Genomic DNA, 19,934 nt, shown 5'->3' with positions numbered 1-19,934 from the left:
AACGCACATGAACACCCGCTCTATTTTTGGCGTACTGCTGCTTTTATCCCTGGTGGCCTGCCAGAAAGAAGTTTTAGATCCGAACCCTACAACGACCAATAACAACCCGGTAGTACCGGTAACGCCTCCCGGTGGCGGCTCCGGCGGTACGGGCGGGAGTGGTGGCAGCGGCGGGTCGGGCGGCACAGGCGGATCGGGCGGCACAGGCGGATCGGGCGGCGGCGGCAGCACGACGGTCACAGATTCGAGCTATATGCCGCTCGTGCTCACCAATACCTGGAAGTTCCGGGATTCAGCGTCAGGTGGCAGCTCCACGCAAACCGTTTCCACCCGTACACGCACGCTCAACGGGTCGACTTTTACGGGTCTGTCGCTTACTTCCACAGTACCCAACCCGACCGGTGTTGATACGCTTTATTACATGCACAACACAACCGACTACCACTACGCCGTATGGGTTCCCAACGTTGGTCCGATGGATTTCTTTTACCTCAAGGATGCACCGGTGGGTACAACGTGGACCTCGGTTGCCGGAACGCCGAACGGGATCACCGGTACCATCAATGGCCAGGTGGTTGCGCGGGATCTTACCATGACCCTCAATGGCATTACCTACCGCCAGGTGATCCATTCCTACTTTGAGCTCAGCTACCCGTTCATCGGGGTTGCCGGCCGCTATAATTTCTTTTCCGCGAAAGGCGTGGGTGTGATCGCGATCCGCTCCAACGCTACTTCCGGCACCCAGGATATCCGTACCAACTCGGAATTACAGAGCTACCAGGTTCATTGATACGGCCGGTGTGAAAAAAGGAAAGCCGCCCCGAAATGGGCGGCTTTCCTTTTTCTATTTAAAGAAATCAGGAACGTTGATTTTCACGGGTGCGGTGGCAAAGCGTTTCCACGGCAAAGCTGAAAGCAAGGGCGAAGGCGATGCTCTCCCAGAGCGACTGCTTTACGGCAAGCGCGATGACGAAACTGATGAAACAGAAAAGGCAAACCATAACCGTCAGCGCATTCTTTTCCGAGAAGTACTTTTTCATGATGCAGGATTTTACACGAGGCATTTAAGCGACGCGCCAAAGTTACGCCGGCCCGGGGTGAGGGGATAATTCTTGTCGGCAAAACGGGAAAAAATATCGGCAAAGGTTTGTTAAGCTGCTTTCGCCCTGTTAGCGCCTCCCACCGGCGGAGGCCACCGGATGGGGTGCGGGTGGCGGCACAGTTTTCGGATTGGTACCGTCAAACACCAAGACATGTATAACCAAGCCCATTATCTTTCCAGCAACGACCGTTTCGGCGTTCCCGGATCCGTAGAATTCCAGATCACCGAGCTTGCCCGTAAATTAAAACTACCTGTTCAGGATGTACTTACCGCCGTGCAGGAAGTCGGCTTCGATCGCGACGAGATCCGCGAATACATCCGTGACCGTTATGACCGCTGTTAGGCTTGAAACGCGAATGCGCAATGCGCGGTTACGACGAAAGGATGCCGATGGCATCCTTTCGTCGTAATCAGGTATCGGCATTTACGATCGACGATTCCCGTTTCCTGAACCTTACTGCGGAGGGATCAGTCCTTTCGCCTCAGTAGCCAGGCAGCGGAACGCCTGTTGCACGATGTCTTTCTGATCTTCGGTGAGGGTGATCACCGTAGCGTTTTTATCGGTACCGAAGGTAAGCGTGGCAATCCGTTGGTCAACCAGCTTGCGCAGGCTGTATTGCGTTTCTGGAGTGTTGCGGAAAATGAGGTGGAAAAAGCCGTCACAGTTCATGGTGCCGCCGTTTTTATAGCTGTTCTTCAGGCGGGTGCCGGTATAGGTGACCGATACCTGCGACTGGTCGTTAAAGCAGGCGCCGGTGCCGGTAAGGTTGATAAACAGGTCGATTTCCTTGGCGCTGGCCTCACCGGTTACCTGGTAATTGCCGATGCGCAACGCGCCGGTGGAGAGGCGTACCTCTTTCGTATAGGGGTCGCGTTCGGTGCGCAGCTTACAGGCAACCGTACTGTCCTGGGCGGCGGCAAAAAGAGGGGCGGAGAGAAGCAACAGGAAAAGTTTTTTCATAGCATGCTTGTTATCATAAAGATAGCGACACCGGGCTTTATCCCAAGATGCGTCCCGGACGCGCTCCGTTGTATCGTTGTTAACTTTTTTTCCACCGCCGGGCGCAAACCCTTCTGAAAGCCGGTTTTTTTTCCCAACTTTAAACCGGATCTAGTGTTGATTGGATTAAAAACTTTTGCTGTATGTATTTTCGTCTGACCGGACTTTTTTCCGCATTTGCCTTACTGCTGCTGACCGCCTGTGGTAACAGCGAACAGCACGACGCCTCTACCGCGGCTCCGCAGGGCCCGGGCATCCGCGAGGAGGCCGTTAACCTGCGCAGCGGAGGCACCACGCTCCATTCCTTTCTTTATTTCGATTCCTCCAAAACCGGGCGCCGGCCGGCCGTTATCGTAGTGCCGGAATGGTGGGGACTCAATGATTATGCACGCGGCCGTGCCCGCCAGCTTGCCGGCCTTGGCTATGCGGCTATCGCTCTTGATATGTACGGCGACGGCAGGATCGCCGCCGACCCGAAGCAGGCCCAGGAACTGGCGATGCCTTTCTATACCAACCCGGCACTGTTTACCGAGCGCCTCGAGGCCGCTGCCACCTACCTGAAAAGCCGCACCGAGACCGATACCGCCCGCCTCGGGGCCATGGGTTACTGCTTCGGCGGATCGGCCGTGTTGCAGGGCGCCCGGGCAGGCATGCCCTTCCGCGGCGTTGTTTCTTTCCACGGCGATTATCCCGAGCCTGGCCAGCCCTGGGCAAAAGATGCCTACAAGGGCGCGGTGCTGATCTGTCAGGGAGCGGCCGACTCCTTTGTGCCGATGGAGAAATACGAAGCCTTCCGCAAACGCCTCGACAGCCTCGGCATCCGGCATACCGACAAGGTATACCCCGACGCCACCCACGCTTTCACCAACCCGGCTGCGACACCTACCGGGCAGAAGTTCAATATGCCGATCCGCTACAACGGGGCCGCCGATACGGCCTCCTGGAACGACATGAAAGCCTTCTGGAACGAAGTATTCCGCTAATTCGATACCCGTTTGTTTTATAGATTCGCTGCTGCAATTATTTGCGGCAGCTTTTTTTTGCCATGACGGTTAATCCTGCACAACGGAAATTATATATTCCGAAATTTGTACATATAACCGTGCGGGTCTTCCTCTCCATATTGATTTTGCTTGCCGGCATAGGCCGGAGCCGCGCCCAGTGGGAAGCGGCCGACCGCCTTGCACTTTCGGTAAGCGGCGCTCCCTCGCCCGACTCGCTGTCGCGCCTGCTCACTGCCGGCCTGCAAAGCGACCGCGAGAAAACGCGCGCCTTTTTCCGTTGGGTTACCGCCAATATCCGCTACCGGCTCCGTTCGCCGCGCCGCGCTGCGTCCCTGCGCGACACAGCCCTCGACGGGCTGGCACTCGACGAGCGGATCGCCTGGCAGGTACTGCGCGACCGGGAGGGGGTGTGCGAAGGCTATGCCCGCCTGTTCAACACGCTTTGCCGCTATGCCGGCATCCGGTCGGTGCTGGTTACCGGCTATGCGCGCAACGAATACGACCGCAGCGACCGGAGCTTCGGCCCGAACCACTCCTGGAATGCCGTATGGGTGGATAGCGCCTGGCAGTTACTCGATGCCACCTGGGGCGCCGGCTATTTCCGCAATGGCTCCGATGAGTTCGTTACGGCTCTTGACGAAACCTATTTCTTTCCCGACCCTGCGCGGTTTATCGGCAGCCATTTTCCGGAAGATCTGCGCTGGTCGCTGCTGCCGCAACCACCCGCCCCCGGAGAGTTCCGGCATGGGCCATTCCGAACGCAGGCGGCGCTGAAGTACCGCATTGCCGCCATCAGCCCGGTAGTGGGCGTGCTGCGTCCCGCACCCGGCGACACGGTGCGCCTGCAGGTGTCGTTGCAAACCGAGCTCGCAGCGGGGATGATCGCTTCCGGCTCCGCACTGGAGCCAGGCCCCGGGTCTACGCGCCTCAACGAAGTTTTCCTCGAACCCCGCGACCGTTACCCGTCGCGGAAGCTCACCTACACCTGGGTGGCCACGCCGGGGGTGGAATGGCTGCACCTCCGCTGCAACGACGACGTGATCCTGCACTACCGGGTAGAGCTGGCACTTCCGTCGGCCCTGCTGTCGCACTGATGCTTATTTTTGAAATGCCTGTAACCGGTCCGACCCGGCTGTAGTCCTAATATCCGAACACGATCGGGAATGGGCTGTAACCCGGGAATGCATGCGGTAGTCCCATTCACAGACGGTCGGAAATCAATAACCCTCAAAAACGATTTTATATGGACCACAACCTGGTGCCTATTACGCTTTTCATCACGACTACTGCTATGGTTTTCGGGATCTTTTACCTGCGTACCCGCGAGAACCTCGCCATCCTCGAAAAGGGCAAGGACCCCCGCTCACCACGCCCATACAATAGCCTGAAGGCAGGCCTGTTCATCATGGGCGCCGGACTGGGCCTGCTGATCGCCTACCTCATCGATACCTACGGAAGTAAGAACATGAACCCCGAGCCGTTGTATTTCTCGCTGATCGCCCTCGGCGGCGGCGGCGGCCTGCTGGCTTCTTACTCGATCGAGAAAAAGGCGATGGATAAGAACCCGGACCTGTTCCGGTGAGTTCGTCAATCGTGAATCCGCGATGCGCGGAAAAAGAAGAAAGGATGCCTTTGGCATCCTTTCTTCGTAGTCAGGCATCAGCATTCACGAATGACGATTCACGACTCACGGCTCAAGCAGCTGCTTTGCCCGTGTCACCACGGGGTCGCCGCTATTGGAGACTTCGTAGAAGCCCTGCGTACGCCAGCGGAGGCGGGCCAGGTAGGCACGGATGCGCCGCTGCACCTCGCGCTTGTCCTTTTCGGGCACCACGCGCAGGTTCACGCTGTCTTTGACGGCATACTCCACCAGACCGCGCCAGGCTTCCTCGCTGCCGGCAAAGCCGCGGGTGAATTCGCCCGGCGTCCGGAACGCCGACAGCTCTTTGCGGTGATCCATATAGTAGAGGTAAACGTAATTATTGAAGCGCCCGTCGAGGTAGAGCTTGGTGATATTCTGGGTGAAAGAGCTCGTATCGATCGGCACAAAAGCATCAGGGGTGATGCCTCCGCCGTTGTAAACGGTTCGCCCGCCCTTGGTTTTGAACACCTCGCTTTTCTTCTGGTGGATCGAATCAGGATTGATCATCTCACCGCTGCGGTAGCGGTCGATGACCTCTTCCATATACACCTTACGGCCTTTGTCGTAGGGGCGCTGTATGCTGCGCCCGAGCGGGGTGAAATAGCGTGCCACCGTAAGGCGGATGGCCGAACCGTCGGAAAGGGGGTATTGCTCCTGCACGAGGCCTTTGCCAAACGTGCGGCGGCCCACAATGGTAGCACGGTCGAGGTCCTGCAGGGCGCCCGCCAGGATCTCGGATGCCGAGGCAGTAAGCTCATCCACCAGTACCACCAGCTTGCCGGTTTCGAAAATGCCGTCCTTAGAGGCCCGGTAGTCGCGCCGGTCGGAGTTGGTGCCCTGGGTATAAACAATGATCTGGTCGCCGGCGATAAACTCATCCGCGATGTTGACGGCCTGCTGCACGAGCCCGCCACCGTTGCCGCGGAGGTCGAGCATGAGGGCTTTCATGCCTTTACCCTGGAGCTCTTCCATGGCCCGCATGAACTCGCGGTAGGTGGTTTCGGAAAACTTGTTGAGGCGGATATAGCCGGTCTGCCCATCGAGCATATAGGCGGCGTCGAGCGAGGGGAGGGGAATGGTGCCGCGCACCACGTAGAAATACTGGATGGTGCCCGCACGCCAAACGGTAAGCTTTACCTTGGTGCCGCCTTCGCCGCGGATCATGCGGCGGATGTCTTCGGAAGGAAGGGTTTTGCTGACGACGCTTTTGTCGTCCACATGCGTGATGCGGTCGCCGATCTGAAGGCCCGCCTTATCGGAAGGACCGCCCGGCACTACGTACAGCACGTTTACGGTGTCTTCAAAAATATTGAACTCAACGCCGATGCCCTGGAAATTCCCGGTGATGTCTTCGTTGGCCTCGGCCACGTCGCGGTTGGGAATATAAACGGAGTGGGGGTCGAGCTGGTTCATCAGCCCGTCCATGGCGTTGTCCTGAAGTGAGTCGATCTTTACCTTGTCGACATACTTATTGCGAATCAGGTCGATGGCTTCCTGCAGGGTGCTGCGCTGCTCGCGGGCGAACAGTCCTTTCGACGAGCCCGTTTGCTGGTGCAGGCGGAACCCGAAAAACATACCGATGATCATCACGATCGAGAAGATCAGCGGCAGCCAGACCTGCAATTTTTTATTCCTCATCTTGTCGGTTACATTTGCTAAACGGTTGCAAATTAGGCCAATTCAGCCCTACTGCGCCGTTGAGTGAAGATTTTACAACAACCTTTAAGCCTCCTACGTCATGGTCACCACCCTTATCGCGGATTGCGGCGCCACCAAGTCGGAATGGAAACTGCTCCACGACGGTAAAACCAAATCGGTGCTCACCCAGGGCATCAGTCCTTATTTCCTCTCCAACGAGGCGCTCGTAGACCTGCTCCGCGGCGAGCTGCTGCCGAAGCTTAAGGGGAAAACGCCCGAGCAGGTTTTTTATTACGGTACGGGCTGCGCCAACCCCGACAATGCCCGCCGGGTAAAGGCCTGCCTGAAGCAGGTATTTGACGGGGCCCGGATCGAGGTGGAAACCGACCTACTGGCCGCGGCACGCGCTGTATGCGGCTCCGGGAAGGGGCTCGCCTGCATCCTCGGCACCGGCTCCAACTCCTGCTTTTACAACGGAAAAAAGATCACCCGCAACAGCCCGGGGCTTGGCTACGTGCTCGGCGACGAGGGCTCGGGCGCCTACCTGGGCCGCAAGGTGCTGCAGTATTTCCTGTACAATACGTTTGACGAAGACCTCCGCTCGCGTTTCGATGCCCGCTTCACCACTACGGCCTCGGAAATCCTCGACCACGTGTACAAACAGCCCATGCCCAACCGCTACCTCGCGTCTTTTGCCATCTTCCTGGCCGAAAACCGCGACCACTACATGATTGAAAACATCATTGAAGACGGACTCAACGATTTCTTTTTCCAGCACCTGAACAAATACCCCGAGATCTGGAAATACCCCGTGGGCTTTGTCGGATCCGTGGCCTGGGGCTTCCGCGACAAGCTGAAAGAACTGTGCGCCTCCTATGAATTCGAACTCGGAACCGTGCTGCAGAAGCCGATGGACGGACTGGTACGGTATCATAAGGAAATGGCATGAAAATGTAATGCGGTAATGTGATAATGTGTTAATGTGGTGATCGGAACGCACAGGGTTTGCGGCCAGTGCGGAACTTTGTACTTGCTTTTACCACATTACCGAATCACCGCATTACCACATTGAACTGATGCACGACATTGAACCATTTTATAATTGGCGGCACATCTACACCAGCGAGGAAGACGAGCGCTCGCCCTTTTACCAGCGGCAATACTCCGAGTTCGAGTTCAGCCAGACGGTGTACAATTACTATATCCACCCACAGTGGGATGAGTTCGGATCGCGCACGCTGTATATGAAAGTGCTGCAGGCCGATTACGAAGAAAATTACGTGGTACTCGAGCTGATCGGCGAATGGAACGACGCGATTGAAAACGACATCATGACTCTTAAGCGGGATGTCATCGACAAGTTCGAGGAAGAAGGTATTTATAAGTTCATCCTCATCGCCGAAAACGTGCTGATGTTTCATAGCGGCGACCGCGACTATTACGAGGAGTGGCATGAGGAGGTAAGCGACGAGAACGGCTGGGTGGTTTGCCTCAACATGCCCGAAGCCACGCAGCACGATTTCAAAAAAGCAAAGATCAACTATTACGTGGAGCTGATGGAAATCTCCAACTGGCGTACCTACAAGCCGTTCCACCTCTTCAAAAAGATCGACGACGAGCTGGAGAAGCGGTTGTCGCTTTGATGAGAGAAAGAACGCTGATTTTTTATGATCCTTATGATTTACGCGGATAACGTTGCCGGCGTCAGCCAATCATAATAAATCATAACCAATCTGCGTATTCCGCTGCGGGATCTGCGTTCTTTCTCTCGGGCGCGCCGCCCCTTTTCGTGTCCCAAATACACATTACTGCACCGATTTCATTTTCACTACGTTCTGTTTTTTTAATGATCGGGGTGTACCTTTGCGCAAATTTTCAATCCCCCTCTGACTGATTATGAAATGGTCGCACTTCTTCACATCTGCTGTAGGTAGGAAATTCGTTATGGCGCTCACGGGGCTTTTCCTCATTTCCTTCCTCGTGGTGCATGTGGGACTCAACGCCTGCATCTTCAACGACCTCAAGTGGTTTAACGAAAACGACAACGGGTCGATGTTCAACCGCGCGGCCTTTTTCATGGGCAATTCGCTCGTGATCCGCATCCTTGAATTCGGTCTTTTTGCCGGTATCATCCTGCACGTTGTTCAGGGTTATATGATCGAGGCGAAGAACCGGGCCCGCCGCAAGCAGGGTTACAACATTGCCCTGGGCAACCGCGGCTCCAAGTGGTACAGCCGCAGCATGGCCATCCTCGGCACACTCATCCTCATTTACCTCGTCATCCACGTGGCCCAGTTCTGGGTGCCTTCGCGCATCACCGGTCTCGAGGAGATATCCTACGAAGGCCATCCCGTGATGGTGCACAACCTGTACGGACGCATGTACGAGGTGTTCCAGCAAGAGTGGGTAGTGATCCTTTATTTGGTGGGCGTTGGCGCACTGGCCTTCCACCTCTTTCACGGATTTCACAGCGCCTTCCGCTCGCTGGGCGTCAACAACAAAAAGTACCTCGCGCTGCTGCGCAGTCTTGGCTACGGCTTTACGGTGATCGTGTGCGTCCTGTTCGCGCTGATGCCGCTCGCCATGTATTTCGGGTGGGTATCGCCTTTCAACTAACCGGTGCTCCGTTGGCGGCGCCCGGCAACGATGCGCTGCAACAAGCACCAGGATTCCCACAAAACGCCCGCCGCAATGAACAAAGCCGCGCGAAGCGTGTAAAATAGAAGAACGAAATTTCGAACCCAGAAATAAGCACTATGCTCGACGCAAAAATCCCTGCCGGCCCCCTCGAGAAGAAATGGGAAGATTATAAAAGCCATGTGAAGCTGGTGAACCCCGCCAACAAGCGCAAGCTGGAGGTGATCGTTGTGGGCACCGGTCTTGCCGGCGCCTCCGCCGCCGCCACCCTCGGCGAGCTGGGTTACAAGGTAAAGGCTTTCTGCTTCCAGGATTCCCCCCGCCGCGCACACTCCATCGCGGCACAGGGTGGTATCAACGCCGCCAAGAACTACCAGAACGACGGCGACTCCGTGTTCCGCCTTTTCTACGACACCATCAAGGGTGGCGACTACCGCGCCCGTGAAGCCAACGTATACCGCCTCGCCGACGTAAGCCGCAACATCATCGACCAGTGTGTGGCCCAGGGCGTTCCCTTTGCCCGCGAATACGGCGGCCTGCTCTCGAACCGCTCCTTCGGTGGCACACAGGTGCAGCGTACCTTCTACGCCGCCGGCCAGACCGGCCAGCAGCTGCTCATCGGCGCCTACCAGGCCCTCGAGCGCCAGGTGGCCCTCGGCAACGTCAAGATGTATACCCGCCATGAGATGCTCGACCTGGTGATGATCGACGGCAAAGCCCGCGGCATCATCGCCCGCGACCTCGTTTCGGGCGAGCTGGAGCGTCACTTCGGCCACGCCGTTCTTCTGTGCAGCGGTGGCTACGGCAACGTTTTCTACCTCTCCACCAACGCCATGGGCTCCAACGTAACGGCAGCCTGGAAAGCACATAAAAAAGGCGCCTTCTTCGGCAACCCCTGCATGACGCAGATTCACCCGACCTGCATCCCCGTAACGGGCGAGCACCAGTCGAAGCTGACGCTCATGTCGGAATCGCTCCGCAACGACGGCCGCATCTGGGTGCCGAAAGCGAAGGGCGACAACCGCAAGGCTTCGGAGATCCCCGAAGAGGAGCGCGACTATTACCTGGAGCGCCGCTACCCGGCCTTCGGTAACCTCGTTCCCCGCGACGTGGCCTCCCGCGCCGCCAAAGAGCGCTGCGACGCCGGCTATGGCGTGGGCTCCTCCAAGCAGGCCGTTTACCTCGACTACGCCGACGCCATCCAGCGCTACGGCAAGATCGAAGCCTCGAAGCAAAGCCTCACCAATGCCGACGCCGCCACCATCACCAAGCTTGGTAAGGAGGTAGTGAAGGAGAAGTACGGCAACCTCTTCGACATGTACGAAAAGATCACCGGCGAGAACCCCTACGAGGTTCCGATGCGCATCTATCCCGCGGTGCACTATACGATGGGCGGCCTCTGGGTCGACTACGAGCTGATGACCACCATCCCGGGCCTCTATGCCCTCGGAGAGGCCAACTTCTCCGACCACGGCGCCAACCGCCTCGGTGCCTCCGCCCTCATGCAGGGCCTGGCCGACGGCTACTTCGTGATCCCCTACACCATCGGTAACTACCTGGCCGACGAGATCCGCGTCAACGCGATCCCGACCGACCACCCGGCCTTTGAAGAAGCCGAAAAGAATGTGCGGGAGCGCCTCGAAAGCCTCATGAACATCAAGGGTAAACACACGGTGGAAAGCATGCACAAGCGCCTCGGTAAGATCATGTGGGACAAGTGCGGCATGGCCCGCAATGCCCAAGGTCTTCGCGAAGCCATCGAGGAGATCCGCGAGCTGAAAAGAATCTTCTGGAGCGATATCCGCATTCCCGGCAAGATCAACGACTTCAATCCCGAGCTGGACAAAGCGGGCCGCGTTGCCGACTTCATCGAGCTGGGTGAGCTGATGTGCCTCGATGCGCTGCAGCGCGAAGAAAGCTGCGGCGGTCACTTCCGCGAGGAATACCAGACGGAGGAAGGCGAGGCCCTGCGCCAGGACGATAAGTTCATGTACGTGGCCGCGTGGCAGCTCAAAGGCGAGCACGAGTGGGAGCTCCACAAGGAAGAACTGCGCTACGACGTAGTGAAGCCGAGCCAGCGCTCCTACAAATAACCTGGTCGCGCTCCGGCGCGGTCATCCTGAAAGCAACCTATTTGACGTTCCTTTAAACCCTGAAGAATGGAACACTACAATATGAATTTGACGCTCAAAGTATGGCGTCAGGAAAATAAGAACACGGCCGGCGGATTCAAGACCTACGAAGTGAAGGATATCTCTTCCGAAATGTCTTTCCTCGAAATGTTCGACGTACTCAACGACCGCCTCATCGAGCAGGGCGAAGACCCGATCGCTTTCGACCACGACTGCCGCGAGGGTATTTGTGGCATGTGCTCGATGCACATCAACGGCCGTCCCCACGGCCCCTGGCATGCCACCACCACCTGCCAGCTCCACATGCGTGCATTCAAAGACGGCGACACCATCGTGGTAGAACCGTGGCGCGCACAGGCATTCCCCGTGATCAAAGACCTGGCGGTTGACCGCTCGTCGTTCGACCGCATCGTGCAGGCCGGCGGCTTCGTTTCGGTAAACACCGGCAACGCGGTAGACGGCAACACACTTCCCATCGAAAAAGAAAGGGCGGACGCCTCCTTCGCGGCGGCGGCCTGTATCGGCTGCGGCGCCTGCGTGGCGGCCTGTAAGAATGCGTCGGCATCCCTCTACACCGCCGCCAAGGTGGCCCACCTGGCGCTGCTGCCCCAGGGCGAGCCCGAGCGCAAGCTGCGTGTGCTGAGCATGGTTGACCAGATGGACAAGGAAGGCTTCGGCTCCTGCACCTTTACCGGTGCCTGCGAGGCGGTTTGCCCGAAAGAGATCTCGGTGACCAACATCTCGCTGATGCACAAGGAGTACCTGTTTGCAGGGCTGGCGAGCGAGAAATAAGGTTTTGAAGGAAAAAGTAGCGTTTTGAACCGCTCAGAAAAGAAGTTGAATAAGCGTTTCGCTAATAAGGAATACAATTGAAAGGTCCCGCCGCAGGTGGGACCTTTTAAATTTCTCCTTAGCGTACCAACTTCTTTCCTTATTCTCCCTTAACATTTCATTCCCCTGAAAAGTCGGAATTTTACCCTGCTTTAAACTGCCCTCCCTTTGCCCCGAACACACCGGATTTTCCTGCTCTTGCTGCTGCTCCTCGGGGGAGTGGCGCGCGCGCAGCTGCCGGCCTCCAACCTGCGGCAGAAAACGATGGCCCTGGCGGGCGATACCCTCCGGATCGATAGCCTCAGCCTCGTGCCGGGTACCTTGCGGGTGGAAGGAGTGCCTGACTCCGCGTACCGCGTCGACCTGGTGCGCTCGGTGCTTTTCTGGAAGCAAAAGCCCGCGGGCGACTCGGTGCAGCTGCGCTACCGGGTATTTCCTTTCCGGCTCAATGCCTATGCCCGTCACCTGGATTACGACAGCATCCGTCATTTTTCCTACCTGCGGCCCTTTACATTCGACGAGGGGCGCGAGCAGGAAGGAAAGGGACTATTTCAGTTTGGAAACCTGCAATACAATGGTTCGTTTGGCCGGGGTATTGCCTTTGGTAATGCGCAGGATGCGGTGGTGAATTCGAACTTCAACCTGCAGCTAAGCGGCTACCTGGCGGATTCAATCGAGATCGCGGCCGCCATTTCCGACAACAATATCCCGATACAGCCGGATGGCACCACGCAGCAACTCAATGAGTTCGACCAGGTGTTTCTTCAATTCAAAAAACGAAACTGGCAACTTAACCTCGGCGATATCGACCTGCGGCAGAACAACCTGTATTTCCTCAATTTCTACAAGCGCCTGCAGGGCGTCACGTTCCAGACAAATTACAATGTCGGGGCACGCAACAAGGCCACCTCGCTGGTGAGCGGATCGATTGCGAAGGGAAAGTTTCACCGGAACATCATCGATGCGCAAACGCGCCCGGAGCTGCAGCTGGAAGGCAACCAGGGTCCGTTTCGCTTACAGGGTGCCAACAACGAATTCTTCTTCATTGTGCTGGCCAACTCGGAACGCGTATTTCTCGACGGCGTGCTGTTGCAAAGAGGGGAGGACCAGGACTATGTAATCAACTACAACACAGCGGAAGTCACGTTTACACCGAAGCACCTTATTTCAAAAGACTCACGGATCCAGATCGAGTTTGAATATGCCGACCGCAACTTTCTCAACTCGAACCTGTATGCCTACCAGACGCTCAACCTGAATGACCGCCTGCAGGTACGGATAGGCGCCTTTCAGAATGCCGATGCGAAGAACTCGGGCATCAACCAGACGCTTGACGACAATATGAAGCGCTTCCTGTCGAATGTGGGTGATAGTGTGGACAAGGCGTTTTACCCGGCCATTGTGCGCGATACATTTTCGGCGAACCGGATTCTGTACGAGCGGGTGCTTGCGGTGAGTGGCGCAGATTCCTTTTACCGTTATTCAACCGACCCGGCGGTGGCGATGTATGCGCTTTCTTTTACCGATGTAGGCATTGGCAATGGCAACTATCGCCCATTGCTCAACGGCGCCAACGGCAAAGTGTACGAATACGTGGCGCCCGATCCGCTGACGGGGAAGCGCCAGGGATCTTTCGAGCCCGTAACGCGGCTCGTGACGCCCCGGAAGCAACAGGTGGTAAGCCTTGCGGCCGACTGGGCCATCGATGCGCGCAATACGCTTAAAACGGAGGTGGGCATGAGCGATTACAGCGCCAACACGTTCTCCACCAAAGATGCCGCCGACGACCGCGGCTTTGCCGGGCGCGTGCAATACGCCAACACCAGCCGCCTGAGCAGCGCCCGTGGCCTGCAGCTGAATACAGCTGTCGACCTCGAGCACGTTCAGGCACGCTTCCGCCCGCTGGAACGCCTGCGCTACGTGGAGTTCAGCCGCGAATGGGGCCTGCCGCTCAACACGGCCTTCGTGGCCGCCGACGAGACTATAGCGCGATTTACCGCGCAGCTGAAAGATAAGCGTGAGCACAGCCTCAGCTACCAGCTGATGTCGTACAACCGCGGTGCGCACTACCGTGGCCTGCAGAACCTGGTGCAGCACAACTTTATACTTGGCGGCTGGACTTTCGCCAACCAGTTTTCGCTGACGGCCTTTAACGACAGCCTGCAGCATGGCCGCTTCCTGCGCCCGGTGGTGGATGTGAGTAAGACGCTTAATAGTTGGGGCAACCTGAAACTGGGCGTGCGGTATGCGCTGGAGCAAAACGAGGTGCGTAGCCGCGAGAAAGACACGGTGGTCAACACCAGCTTTTCATTCGACACCTGGACGGCCTACCTGAAGACCGACGAGCGTCGGAAGAACCGGTATACGGTTACGTTTTTTACACGTGCCGACAAGTATCCCTTTGCGCAAACGCTGGTGAAGGGCGACCGCAGCTACAATGTCAACTTCGGCGCGGAGCTGCTTGGCAACGAGCACCACCAGCTGGTGCTCAACACCAGCTTCCGCCAACTGGAGGTGTTCAACGATAAGGTATCCAACCAGAAAAAAGACCGCACCGTCCTCGGGCGTGCCGAGTATTCGATTAATGAATTCAGGGGACTGATCACGGGCAACGTGTTGTACGAAGTGGGCTCCGGACAGGAGCAGCGCCGCGACATCACCTATTATGAAGTTCCGCCGGGCCGCGGCGAATATGCCTGGAACGATTATAACGGCGACGGCATCCAGCAGCTCAACGAGTTCGAAATATCGCAGTTTCCCGACCAGGCGAAGTGGATCCGCATCTTCATTCCCACCAACGAATTCATCAAGGCGAATTACACCACGCTTAACTATTCGCTCCAGTTTACCCCGCGCAGCCTTTTCGAAGGCACGCAGAAGGGTAGCTTCGTATCGCGCTTTTCCTGGCAGACGGCTTTGCAGAAATCGAAAAAGGGCATTGCGAAAGGCGACGTGGATTTCAATCCGTTTAAATACAACCTGCAGGATACCGGCCTTATCACGGGGCAAACGGCGCTGAACAATACGGTTTCGTTTAACCGCTTTTCCACGAAGTGGGGCGCCGACCTGAGCAACCTGCAAAGCAATAGCAAGAACCTGCTCACGTATGGTTATGAAAGCCGCCGGGTGAACGACTGGCTACTCAAATTACGCTGGAACCTGAGTCCTTCGTTTACCGCCAACCTGAACACCAAGGCGGGCAGCACCAGCCTGTTTACGCCCAGCTTCGACAACCGGAATTACCAGATCGATGTGCAAAGCGCGGAGCCTTCGCTTACCTACCTGTACCGCAGCACCTTCCGCCTGCAGGCGGGCTACAAATATGATCTCCGCAACAACAGTGCGGTGTATGGCGGCGAGCGTTCGCAGATCCATTCGGTGAACCTTGAGACGAAGTACAACGTGCTGCAGAACAGCTCCATCAACGGGCGCTTTACCTTCAGCAACATCGCCTACCCGTTTCCGGCCAATACAACCGTGAGCTACATCATGCTCGAAGGCCTGCAACCGGGGCGCAACTACCAGTGGGCACTCGATTTCTCGAAACGCATCCTGAAAAACATCGAGATGAATTTCCAGTACGAAGGACGACAGGCCGGTGCGAGCAAGACGGTGCACATCGGCCGTGCGAGCGTGCGGGCGCTGTTCTGAGGAAAGGTCTATTCGTCTATTGGTCTATTGGTAATTGGTAATTGGTAAAGAATCTGAACATTCGGACTTTCTCACGCATTCGTAGCGCATGCTTACCAATAGACCAATTAACCAATCACAGCGCGAGCTCCATCTGGATGTTGGCACGCTCGTAAGGGGAGGGGCGCCCTGTTACTTTCCGGAATCCCAGCTTGTAATAAAGATTGACCGCGGGCTTCAGCTGGGTATTGCTTTCGAGGTAAAGCCGGCCGGCACCAAGTTCCTTTGCTTTCTCAATCACGCGGCGGCCAAGCAGGTAGCCGATGTTCCTGCCCTGCGCTTTGGGCGACACGGCCATCTTGGCCAGCTCCCATTCGAAGTGCGGGTGCGGCATCAGTGCGCAAACGCCCACCGGCTCGTCTTCGTAAAGGGCCACGAAGATGAAGCCGCCCGGCTCCAGGATCTTTTTCTCCGGGTGGTCGAGCGCTTCGTAGTCGGCGGCTTCCATCCGGAAATACCGCGTGATCCATTCCTCGTTGAGATCGCGGAAGGCCGCCTTGTATTCAGGTTTATAATCAACGATCCGGACGGCACCGGACTCGCGCTGCTTGCGGATCTCCTGCACGCGTCGGAAAAGGCTTTTCTGCTCCAGCAGGTGCTCCCACTCGGCGATGGCTGCCCATAGGTTATGGTCCGTTTCGGCCAGCGCTGCCTCGATGGCATCGTTGACATCGGCAAACTGCGGCTGCAGGCGGCTGAAAAGTGCCTTGCCCGCCTCGGAAAGATACACGTGGTTCTTGCGCCGGTCGGTGCCGCTGGCTACACGCTCCTCTACGTACCCGTGCTTCGCCAGGTCTTTCACGATCTGGCTAACGGATACGTGGGTGTGGCCGATCTCCTGGGCGATGCCGGTGATCGTTTGCCCGTCGCGCTCCGTGAGCACGTAAAAAACAGGAAACCAGCGGGGCTGAAATTCATTGCCATAAAGCTGGTAGATGGATGCGGCTTCGTCGGAAACGCGGTCGCTCAGGCGCCGCAGCCGGCTACCCAGGGCCATCTTACCGATCCGGCTGAAAAAGTCACTCATTCCGTAAACATTTATGTAAGTGCTTACAAAAATAGGTGAATCGGTATTCCCGGGTACAAAAAAGGGCCCTCTTGCGAGGGCCCCTGTGGCAGGTTACTTATTTTGGTTGACAACACTCAAAATTCGGACGGTTACCTGCCACCAGTCTAGGTTAAAAGTCTTGCGACTTATACCTTCCTATTAAATTCCCGGACCAGCGCCGCCTAAACGGAAAACTCCCGCCGCGGATGGGGCAGGAGTTTCAAAATGTGGAATTCCCTACTCGGGTGGATCGGTATATTAGTGTATTGGTCTATTTGTAATCTCATACCTACCAACCAGGTATAACCGTCTTTCGGACGCAGTTTCGCTAATTACCAATAGACCAACAGACCAATATTCAATTATACATTGAAGCGGAAGTGCATCACGTCGCCGTCCTTGACGATGTATTCCTTTCCTTCGATACGGAGTTTGCCCGCTTCGCGGCATGCGGCTTCAGAGCCATACTGCACGTAGTCGTCGTAGCCGATCACCTCGGCCTTGATAAAGCCTTTCTCAAAATCGGTATGAATCACGCTGGCTGCCTGGGGCGCCTTCCAGCCTTCATGGATGGTCCAGGCGCGCACTTCCTGCACACCCGCGGTAAAGTAGGTATAGAGCTTCAGGAGCTTGTATGCCGAACGGATGAGGCGGTCGAGCGCTGGCTCCTTCATACCGTACTCTTCCATAAAGAGCTGCTTGTCTTCCTCGGCTTCCATCTCGGAGATCTGCGCCTCGATGGAGTTGTTCATCACGATCACTTCAGCGTTCTCGCCCTTGACGGCTTCTTTAAGCGCCTCCGAGTACTTGTTGCCGGTATGCATCGAGGGTTCATCGACGTTGGCCACGTACAGAACCGGCTTGATGGTGAGCAGGAACAGGTCGGCGATGGCCGGCATTTCCTCCTTGCCAATCACCAGCTCGCGGATGTTGCGGCCCTGCTCCAGATGTGCCTTGCAGCGCAGGAGCACTTCCAGTTCGGCCTTCATCTTGGGATCGGTCTTGGCCAGTTTCTCGGTGCGCTGGATCTTCTTCTCCACGCTTTCGAGGTCTTTCAGCTGGAGCTCGGTATCGATGATTTCCTTGTCGGAAACCGGGTTGATGGCGCCTTCGTCGCGCAGGATGTTTTCATCTTCAAAGCAGCGGATCACGTGGATGATGGCGTCCACCTCGCGGATATTGCCGAGGAACTTGTTGCCAAGCCCTTCACCCTTGGAGGCGCCGCGCACGAGCCCGGCGATGTCCACGATCTCGATCTGGGTGGGCACCACGCGGTTGGGCTGCACCAGCTCGGCGAGCTTGGCCAGGCGGTGATCGGGCACATCCACAAGACCCACGTTAGGGTCGATGGTGCAGAAGCGGTAGTTCGATGCCTGTGCTTTGGCCGAGTTGCTCACGGCGTTGAAAAGGGTGGACTTGCCTACGTTCGGAAGTCCGACGATGCCTGCTTGTAAAGCCATACGGAGAGAATTTTTCGATCTCGGATCTCGGATCTCTGATCTTTTTGAGGGCGCAAAGATACGCGAATCGGCAGGCCGGAAGTACAGATCTGCGATCTGCGATCCAAGATCTGACATCTTGGCTTTATCTTCCGCCCATAATTCACTTCCCCTATGGCGCTAAGCAGGATCTGGTCGGCATTCATCATCATCGCCGTGGTTGTGGCGGGCTTCCGCGCTATCGTGGGCGACAGCACCATCTTTAACCGTATGGTCACCGGTAAGTCGTCGGACGCCTACGACAGCGTAGCCTATGTGACCGTGGGCTCGCCGGCCACCCAGAACCTGTCGCCCCGCTATTTCGACCTGCTCAGAGAATACGGCTATACCCGCCGCGATTCGGCGCACAAGGCCACCGTGCTGCTCACCGACAATCCGAAGGCCGATTCGGTGCGCCTCCTCCAGGCACAAAACCGCGAGCTGAAGGTGTATACCTATACCGGTGTGCAATCGAAGTTGGAACGGAAAGTTGATGGCATCGTGGAGACCGCCAAGAGCGCGGTGCTGACCATCATCCTGCCGCTGGTGGGGGTCATGGCGCTCTTTATGGGCCTGCTGTCGATTGCAGAAAGGGCAGGAGGCATCCGGGTGTTGTCGCGGATCATCGGGCCGTTCTTCTCCCGCGTGTTTCCTGGTATCCCGAAAGGACACCCCGCCGTCGGCCATATGATGATGAACTTTTCGGCCAACCTGCTCAACCTCGATAATGCCGCCACGCCCTTCGGCCTCAAAGCTATGGAAAGCCTCCAGGAGCTCAACGAAGACAAAACCCGCGCTTCCGACGCGCAGATCATGTTCCTGTGCCTCCATGCCTCGGGACTGACGCTGATCCCCACTACAATCATCGCCTTCCGTGCCGGCCTTGGCGCCAAAACGCCTACCGACATTTTCATCCCCTGCATGATCGCCACCTTCTGCGCCACGATGGCGGCACTATTCCTGGTGGCCTTCCGGCAGCGCATCAACCTGTTTCAGCCGGTGATCCTTGCCTGGGTGGGCGGGCTTTCGCTACTCATCACCGCCCTCGTGCTCTATGTGCACGGCCTCGACCAGAAAAGCGCCGACACCTTCTCAGGACTGCTCAGCAACGGCATCATCCTGCTGCTGTTCCTGGTGGTGGTGCTCGGGGGACTGTATAAAAAGATCGACGTCTTCGACGCCTTCGTGGAAGGCGCCAAGGGGGGCTTCGACATCGCCATCCGCATCATTCCCTATATCGTGGGTATGCTGGTGGCGATCTCCATGCTCCGCACCAGCGGCTGCTTCGACCTGCTGATCAACGGGATGAAAAACCTTTTTGCGGCTTTGGGCACCGATACGCGCTTTGTAGATGGCCTGCCCACCGCGCTCATCAAGCCCCTGAGCGGATCGGGTGCCCGCGGGATGATGCTCGACACCATGAAGACCTTCGGACCGGACTCGTTCGCCGGGCGGCTTGCCTGCATCCTCCAGGGTTCTTCCGACACGACCTTTTACGTAGTAGCGGTTTACTTCGGCTCCGTAGGCATCCGCAACAGCCGCTATGCCGTTGGGCTCATGCTCCTGGCCGACCTGGTGGGGATTGTTGCGTCGATATTGTTGTGTTACCTGTTCTTTGGATAAGACCTCACCCCCGGCCCCTGTCCGAAGCGGAGCGGGGTGTCTCTGTTGGACATTTATTACTGTTTGACACTTAATGCTGATTGAACATACAAGAAAAGAGCGGATGCCT

The 19,934-nt window shown here is 57.0% G+C and carries 17 protein-coding genes; 12 read left to right on the top strand and 5 right to left on the bottom strand.

Annotation, left to right across the window (positions count from 1 at the left end; genetic code table 11):
• The first annotated feature begins 7 nt into the window (after window positions 1–7).
• The gene (locus tag EPD60_RS17110; protein WP_207896516.1) at window positions 8–790 is read left to right on the top strand and encodes a hypothetical protein; all 783 of its coding nucleotides are present in this window, start codon (window positions 8–10) and stop codon (window positions 788–790) included.
• Between the two features lie 67 nt (window positions 791–857).
• Here EPD60_RS17110 and EPD60_RS01470 read toward each other — a convergent pair whose 3' ends face one another.
• Entirely contained in the window at window positions 858–1,040 is a 183-nt protein-coding gene (locus EPD60_RS01470; protein WP_131446116.1) for a hypothetical protein, read from the bottom strand.
• Window positions 1,041–1,253: 213 nt separating this feature from the next.
• On the opposite strand from EPD60_RS01470, the gene EPD60_RS01465 reads away from it, so the two are divergent.
• Complete coding sequence (locus EPD60_RS01465; protein ID WP_165871364.1) at window positions 1,254–1,445, top strand: DUF3606 domain-containing protein; 192 nt, start codon at window positions 1,254–1,256, stop codon at window positions 1,443–1,445.
• Between the two features lie 111 nt (window positions 1,446–1,556).
• On the opposite strand, the gene EPD60_RS01460 is transcribed toward EPD60_RS01465, so the two are convergent.
• The gene (locus tag EPD60_RS01460; RefSeq protein ID WP_131446112.1) at window positions 1,557–2,063 is read right to left on the bottom strand and encodes a hypothetical protein; all 507 of its coding nucleotides are present in this window, start codon (window positions 2,061–2,063) and stop codon (window positions 1,557–1,559) included.
• A 182-nt stretch (window positions 2,064–2,245) separates the two neighbouring features.
• On the opposite strand from EPD60_RS01460, the gene EPD60_RS01455 reads away from it, so the two are divergent.
• The 3 genes from EPD60_RS01455 to EPD60_RS01445 all read left to right on the top strand — a co-directional run bounded on the left by EPD60_RS01455 (window position 2,246) and on the right by EPD60_RS01445 (window position 4,688).
• Window positions 2,246–3,085: a dienelactone hydrolase family protein gene (locus EPD60_RS01455; RefSeq protein WP_131446110.1), complete on the top strand. Its 840-nt coding sequence runs from the start codon at window positions 2,246–2,248 to the stop codon at window positions 3,083–3,085.
• 146 nt (window positions 3,086–3,231) lie between these two features.
• Window positions 3,232–4,200, top strand: a complete 969-nt coding sequence (locus EPD60_RS01450; RefSeq protein ID WP_165871363.1) for a transglutaminase domain-containing protein — start codon at window positions 3,232–3,234, stop codon at window positions 4,198–4,200.
• A gap of 149 nt (window positions 4,201–4,349) precedes the next feature.
• Complete coding sequence (locus tag EPD60_RS01445; RefSeq protein WP_131446106.1) at window positions 4,350–4,688, top strand: DUF6249 domain-containing protein; 339 nt, start codon at window positions 4,350–4,352, stop codon at window positions 4,686–4,688.
• Window positions 4,689–4,793: 105 nt separating this feature from the next.
• On the opposite strand, the gene EPD60_RS01440 is transcribed toward EPD60_RS01445, so the two are convergent.
• Window positions 4,794–6,386, bottom strand: a complete 1,593-nt coding sequence (locus EPD60_RS01440) for a S41 family peptidase (RefSeq protein ID WP_131446104.1) — start codon at window positions 6,384–6,386, stop codon at window positions 4,794–4,796.
• Between the two features lie 100 nt (window positions 6,387–6,486).
• Here EPD60_RS01440 and EPD60_RS01435 point away from each other — a divergent pair, with 100 nt between their 5' ends.
• From EPD60_RS01435 to EPD60_RS01410, 6 genes are all read left to right on the top strand, one after another.
• Window positions 6,487–7,335 (top strand): N-acetylglucosamine kinase, encoded by an 849-nt coding sequence (locus tag EPD60_RS01435; protein WP_131446102.1) that lies wholly within the window; start codon window positions 6,487–6,489, stop codon window positions 7,333–7,335.
• Between the two features lie 127 nt (window positions 7,336–7,462).
• Window positions 7,463–8,029 (top strand): hypothetical protein, encoded by a 567-nt coding sequence (locus EPD60_RS01430; RefSeq protein WP_131446100.1) that lies wholly within the window; start codon window positions 7,463–7,465, stop codon window positions 8,027–8,029.
• A 253-nt stretch (window positions 8,030–8,282) separates the two neighbouring features.
• Window positions 8,283–9,002 (top strand): succinate dehydrogenase cytochrome b subunit, encoded by a 720-nt coding sequence (locus EPD60_RS01425; RefSeq protein WP_131446098.1) that lies wholly within the window; start codon window positions 8,283–8,285, stop codon window positions 9,000–9,002.
• 140 nt (window positions 9,003–9,142) lie between these two features.
• Window positions 9,143–11,116, top strand: coding sequence for a fumarate reductase/succinate dehydrogenase flavoprotein subunit (locus EPD60_RS01420; protein ID WP_131446096.1), 1,974 nt, complete (start codon window positions 9,143–9,145; stop codon window positions 11,114–11,116).
• Between the two features lie 66 nt (window positions 11,117–11,182).
• Window positions 11,183–11,947, top strand: a complete 765-nt coding sequence (locus tag EPD60_RS01415; RefSeq protein WP_131446094.1) for a succinate dehydrogenase/fumarate reductase iron-sulfur subunit — start codon at window positions 11,183–11,185, stop codon at window positions 11,945–11,947.
• A 207-nt stretch (window positions 11,948–12,154) separates the two neighbouring features.
• Window positions 12,155–15,637, top strand: coding sequence for a hypothetical protein (locus EPD60_RS01410; RefSeq protein WP_243647737.1), 3,483 nt, complete (start codon window positions 12,155–12,157; stop codon window positions 15,635–15,637).
• A gap of 115 nt (window positions 15,638–15,752) precedes the next feature.
• Here EPD60_RS01410 and EPD60_RS01405 read toward each other — a convergent pair whose 3' ends face one another.
• Together EPD60_RS01405 and ychF are read right to left on the bottom strand one after the other, a co-directional pair.
• Window positions 15,753–16,703, bottom strand: coding sequence for a bifunctional helix-turn-helix transcriptional regulator/GNAT family N-acetyltransferase (locus tag EPD60_RS01405; RefSeq protein ID WP_207896515.1), 951 nt, complete (start codon window positions 16,701–16,703; stop codon window positions 15,753–15,755).
• A 383-nt stretch (window positions 16,704–17,086) separates the two neighbouring features.
• Window positions 17,087–18,184 (bottom strand): redox-regulated ATPase YchF, encoded by a 1,098-nt coding sequence (ychF, locus tag EPD60_RS01400; RefSeq protein ID WP_131446092.1) that lies wholly within the window; start codon window positions 18,182–18,184, stop codon window positions 17,087–17,089.
• A 153-nt stretch (window positions 18,185–18,337) separates the two neighbouring features.
• Here ychF and EPD60_RS01395 point away from each other — a divergent pair, with 153 nt between their 5' ends.
• Window positions 18,338–19,825, top strand: coding sequence for a nucleoside recognition domain-containing protein (locus EPD60_RS01395; RefSeq protein ID WP_131446090.1), 1,488 nt, complete (start codon window positions 18,338–18,340; stop codon window positions 19,823–19,825).
• The last annotated feature ends 109 nt before the right edge of the window (window positions 19,826–19,934 follow it).

Origin of the sequence: Flaviaestuariibacter flavus, assembly GCF_004337505.1 — a bacterium.
Classification (GTDB): Bacteria; Bacteroidota; Bacteroidia; order Chitinophagales; family Chitinophagaceae; genus Flavisolibacter; species Flavisolibacter flavus.
The sequence above is the reverse complement of the archived record's forward strand: the minus strand, read 5'-3'. Positions and strand labels throughout refer to the sequence as shown.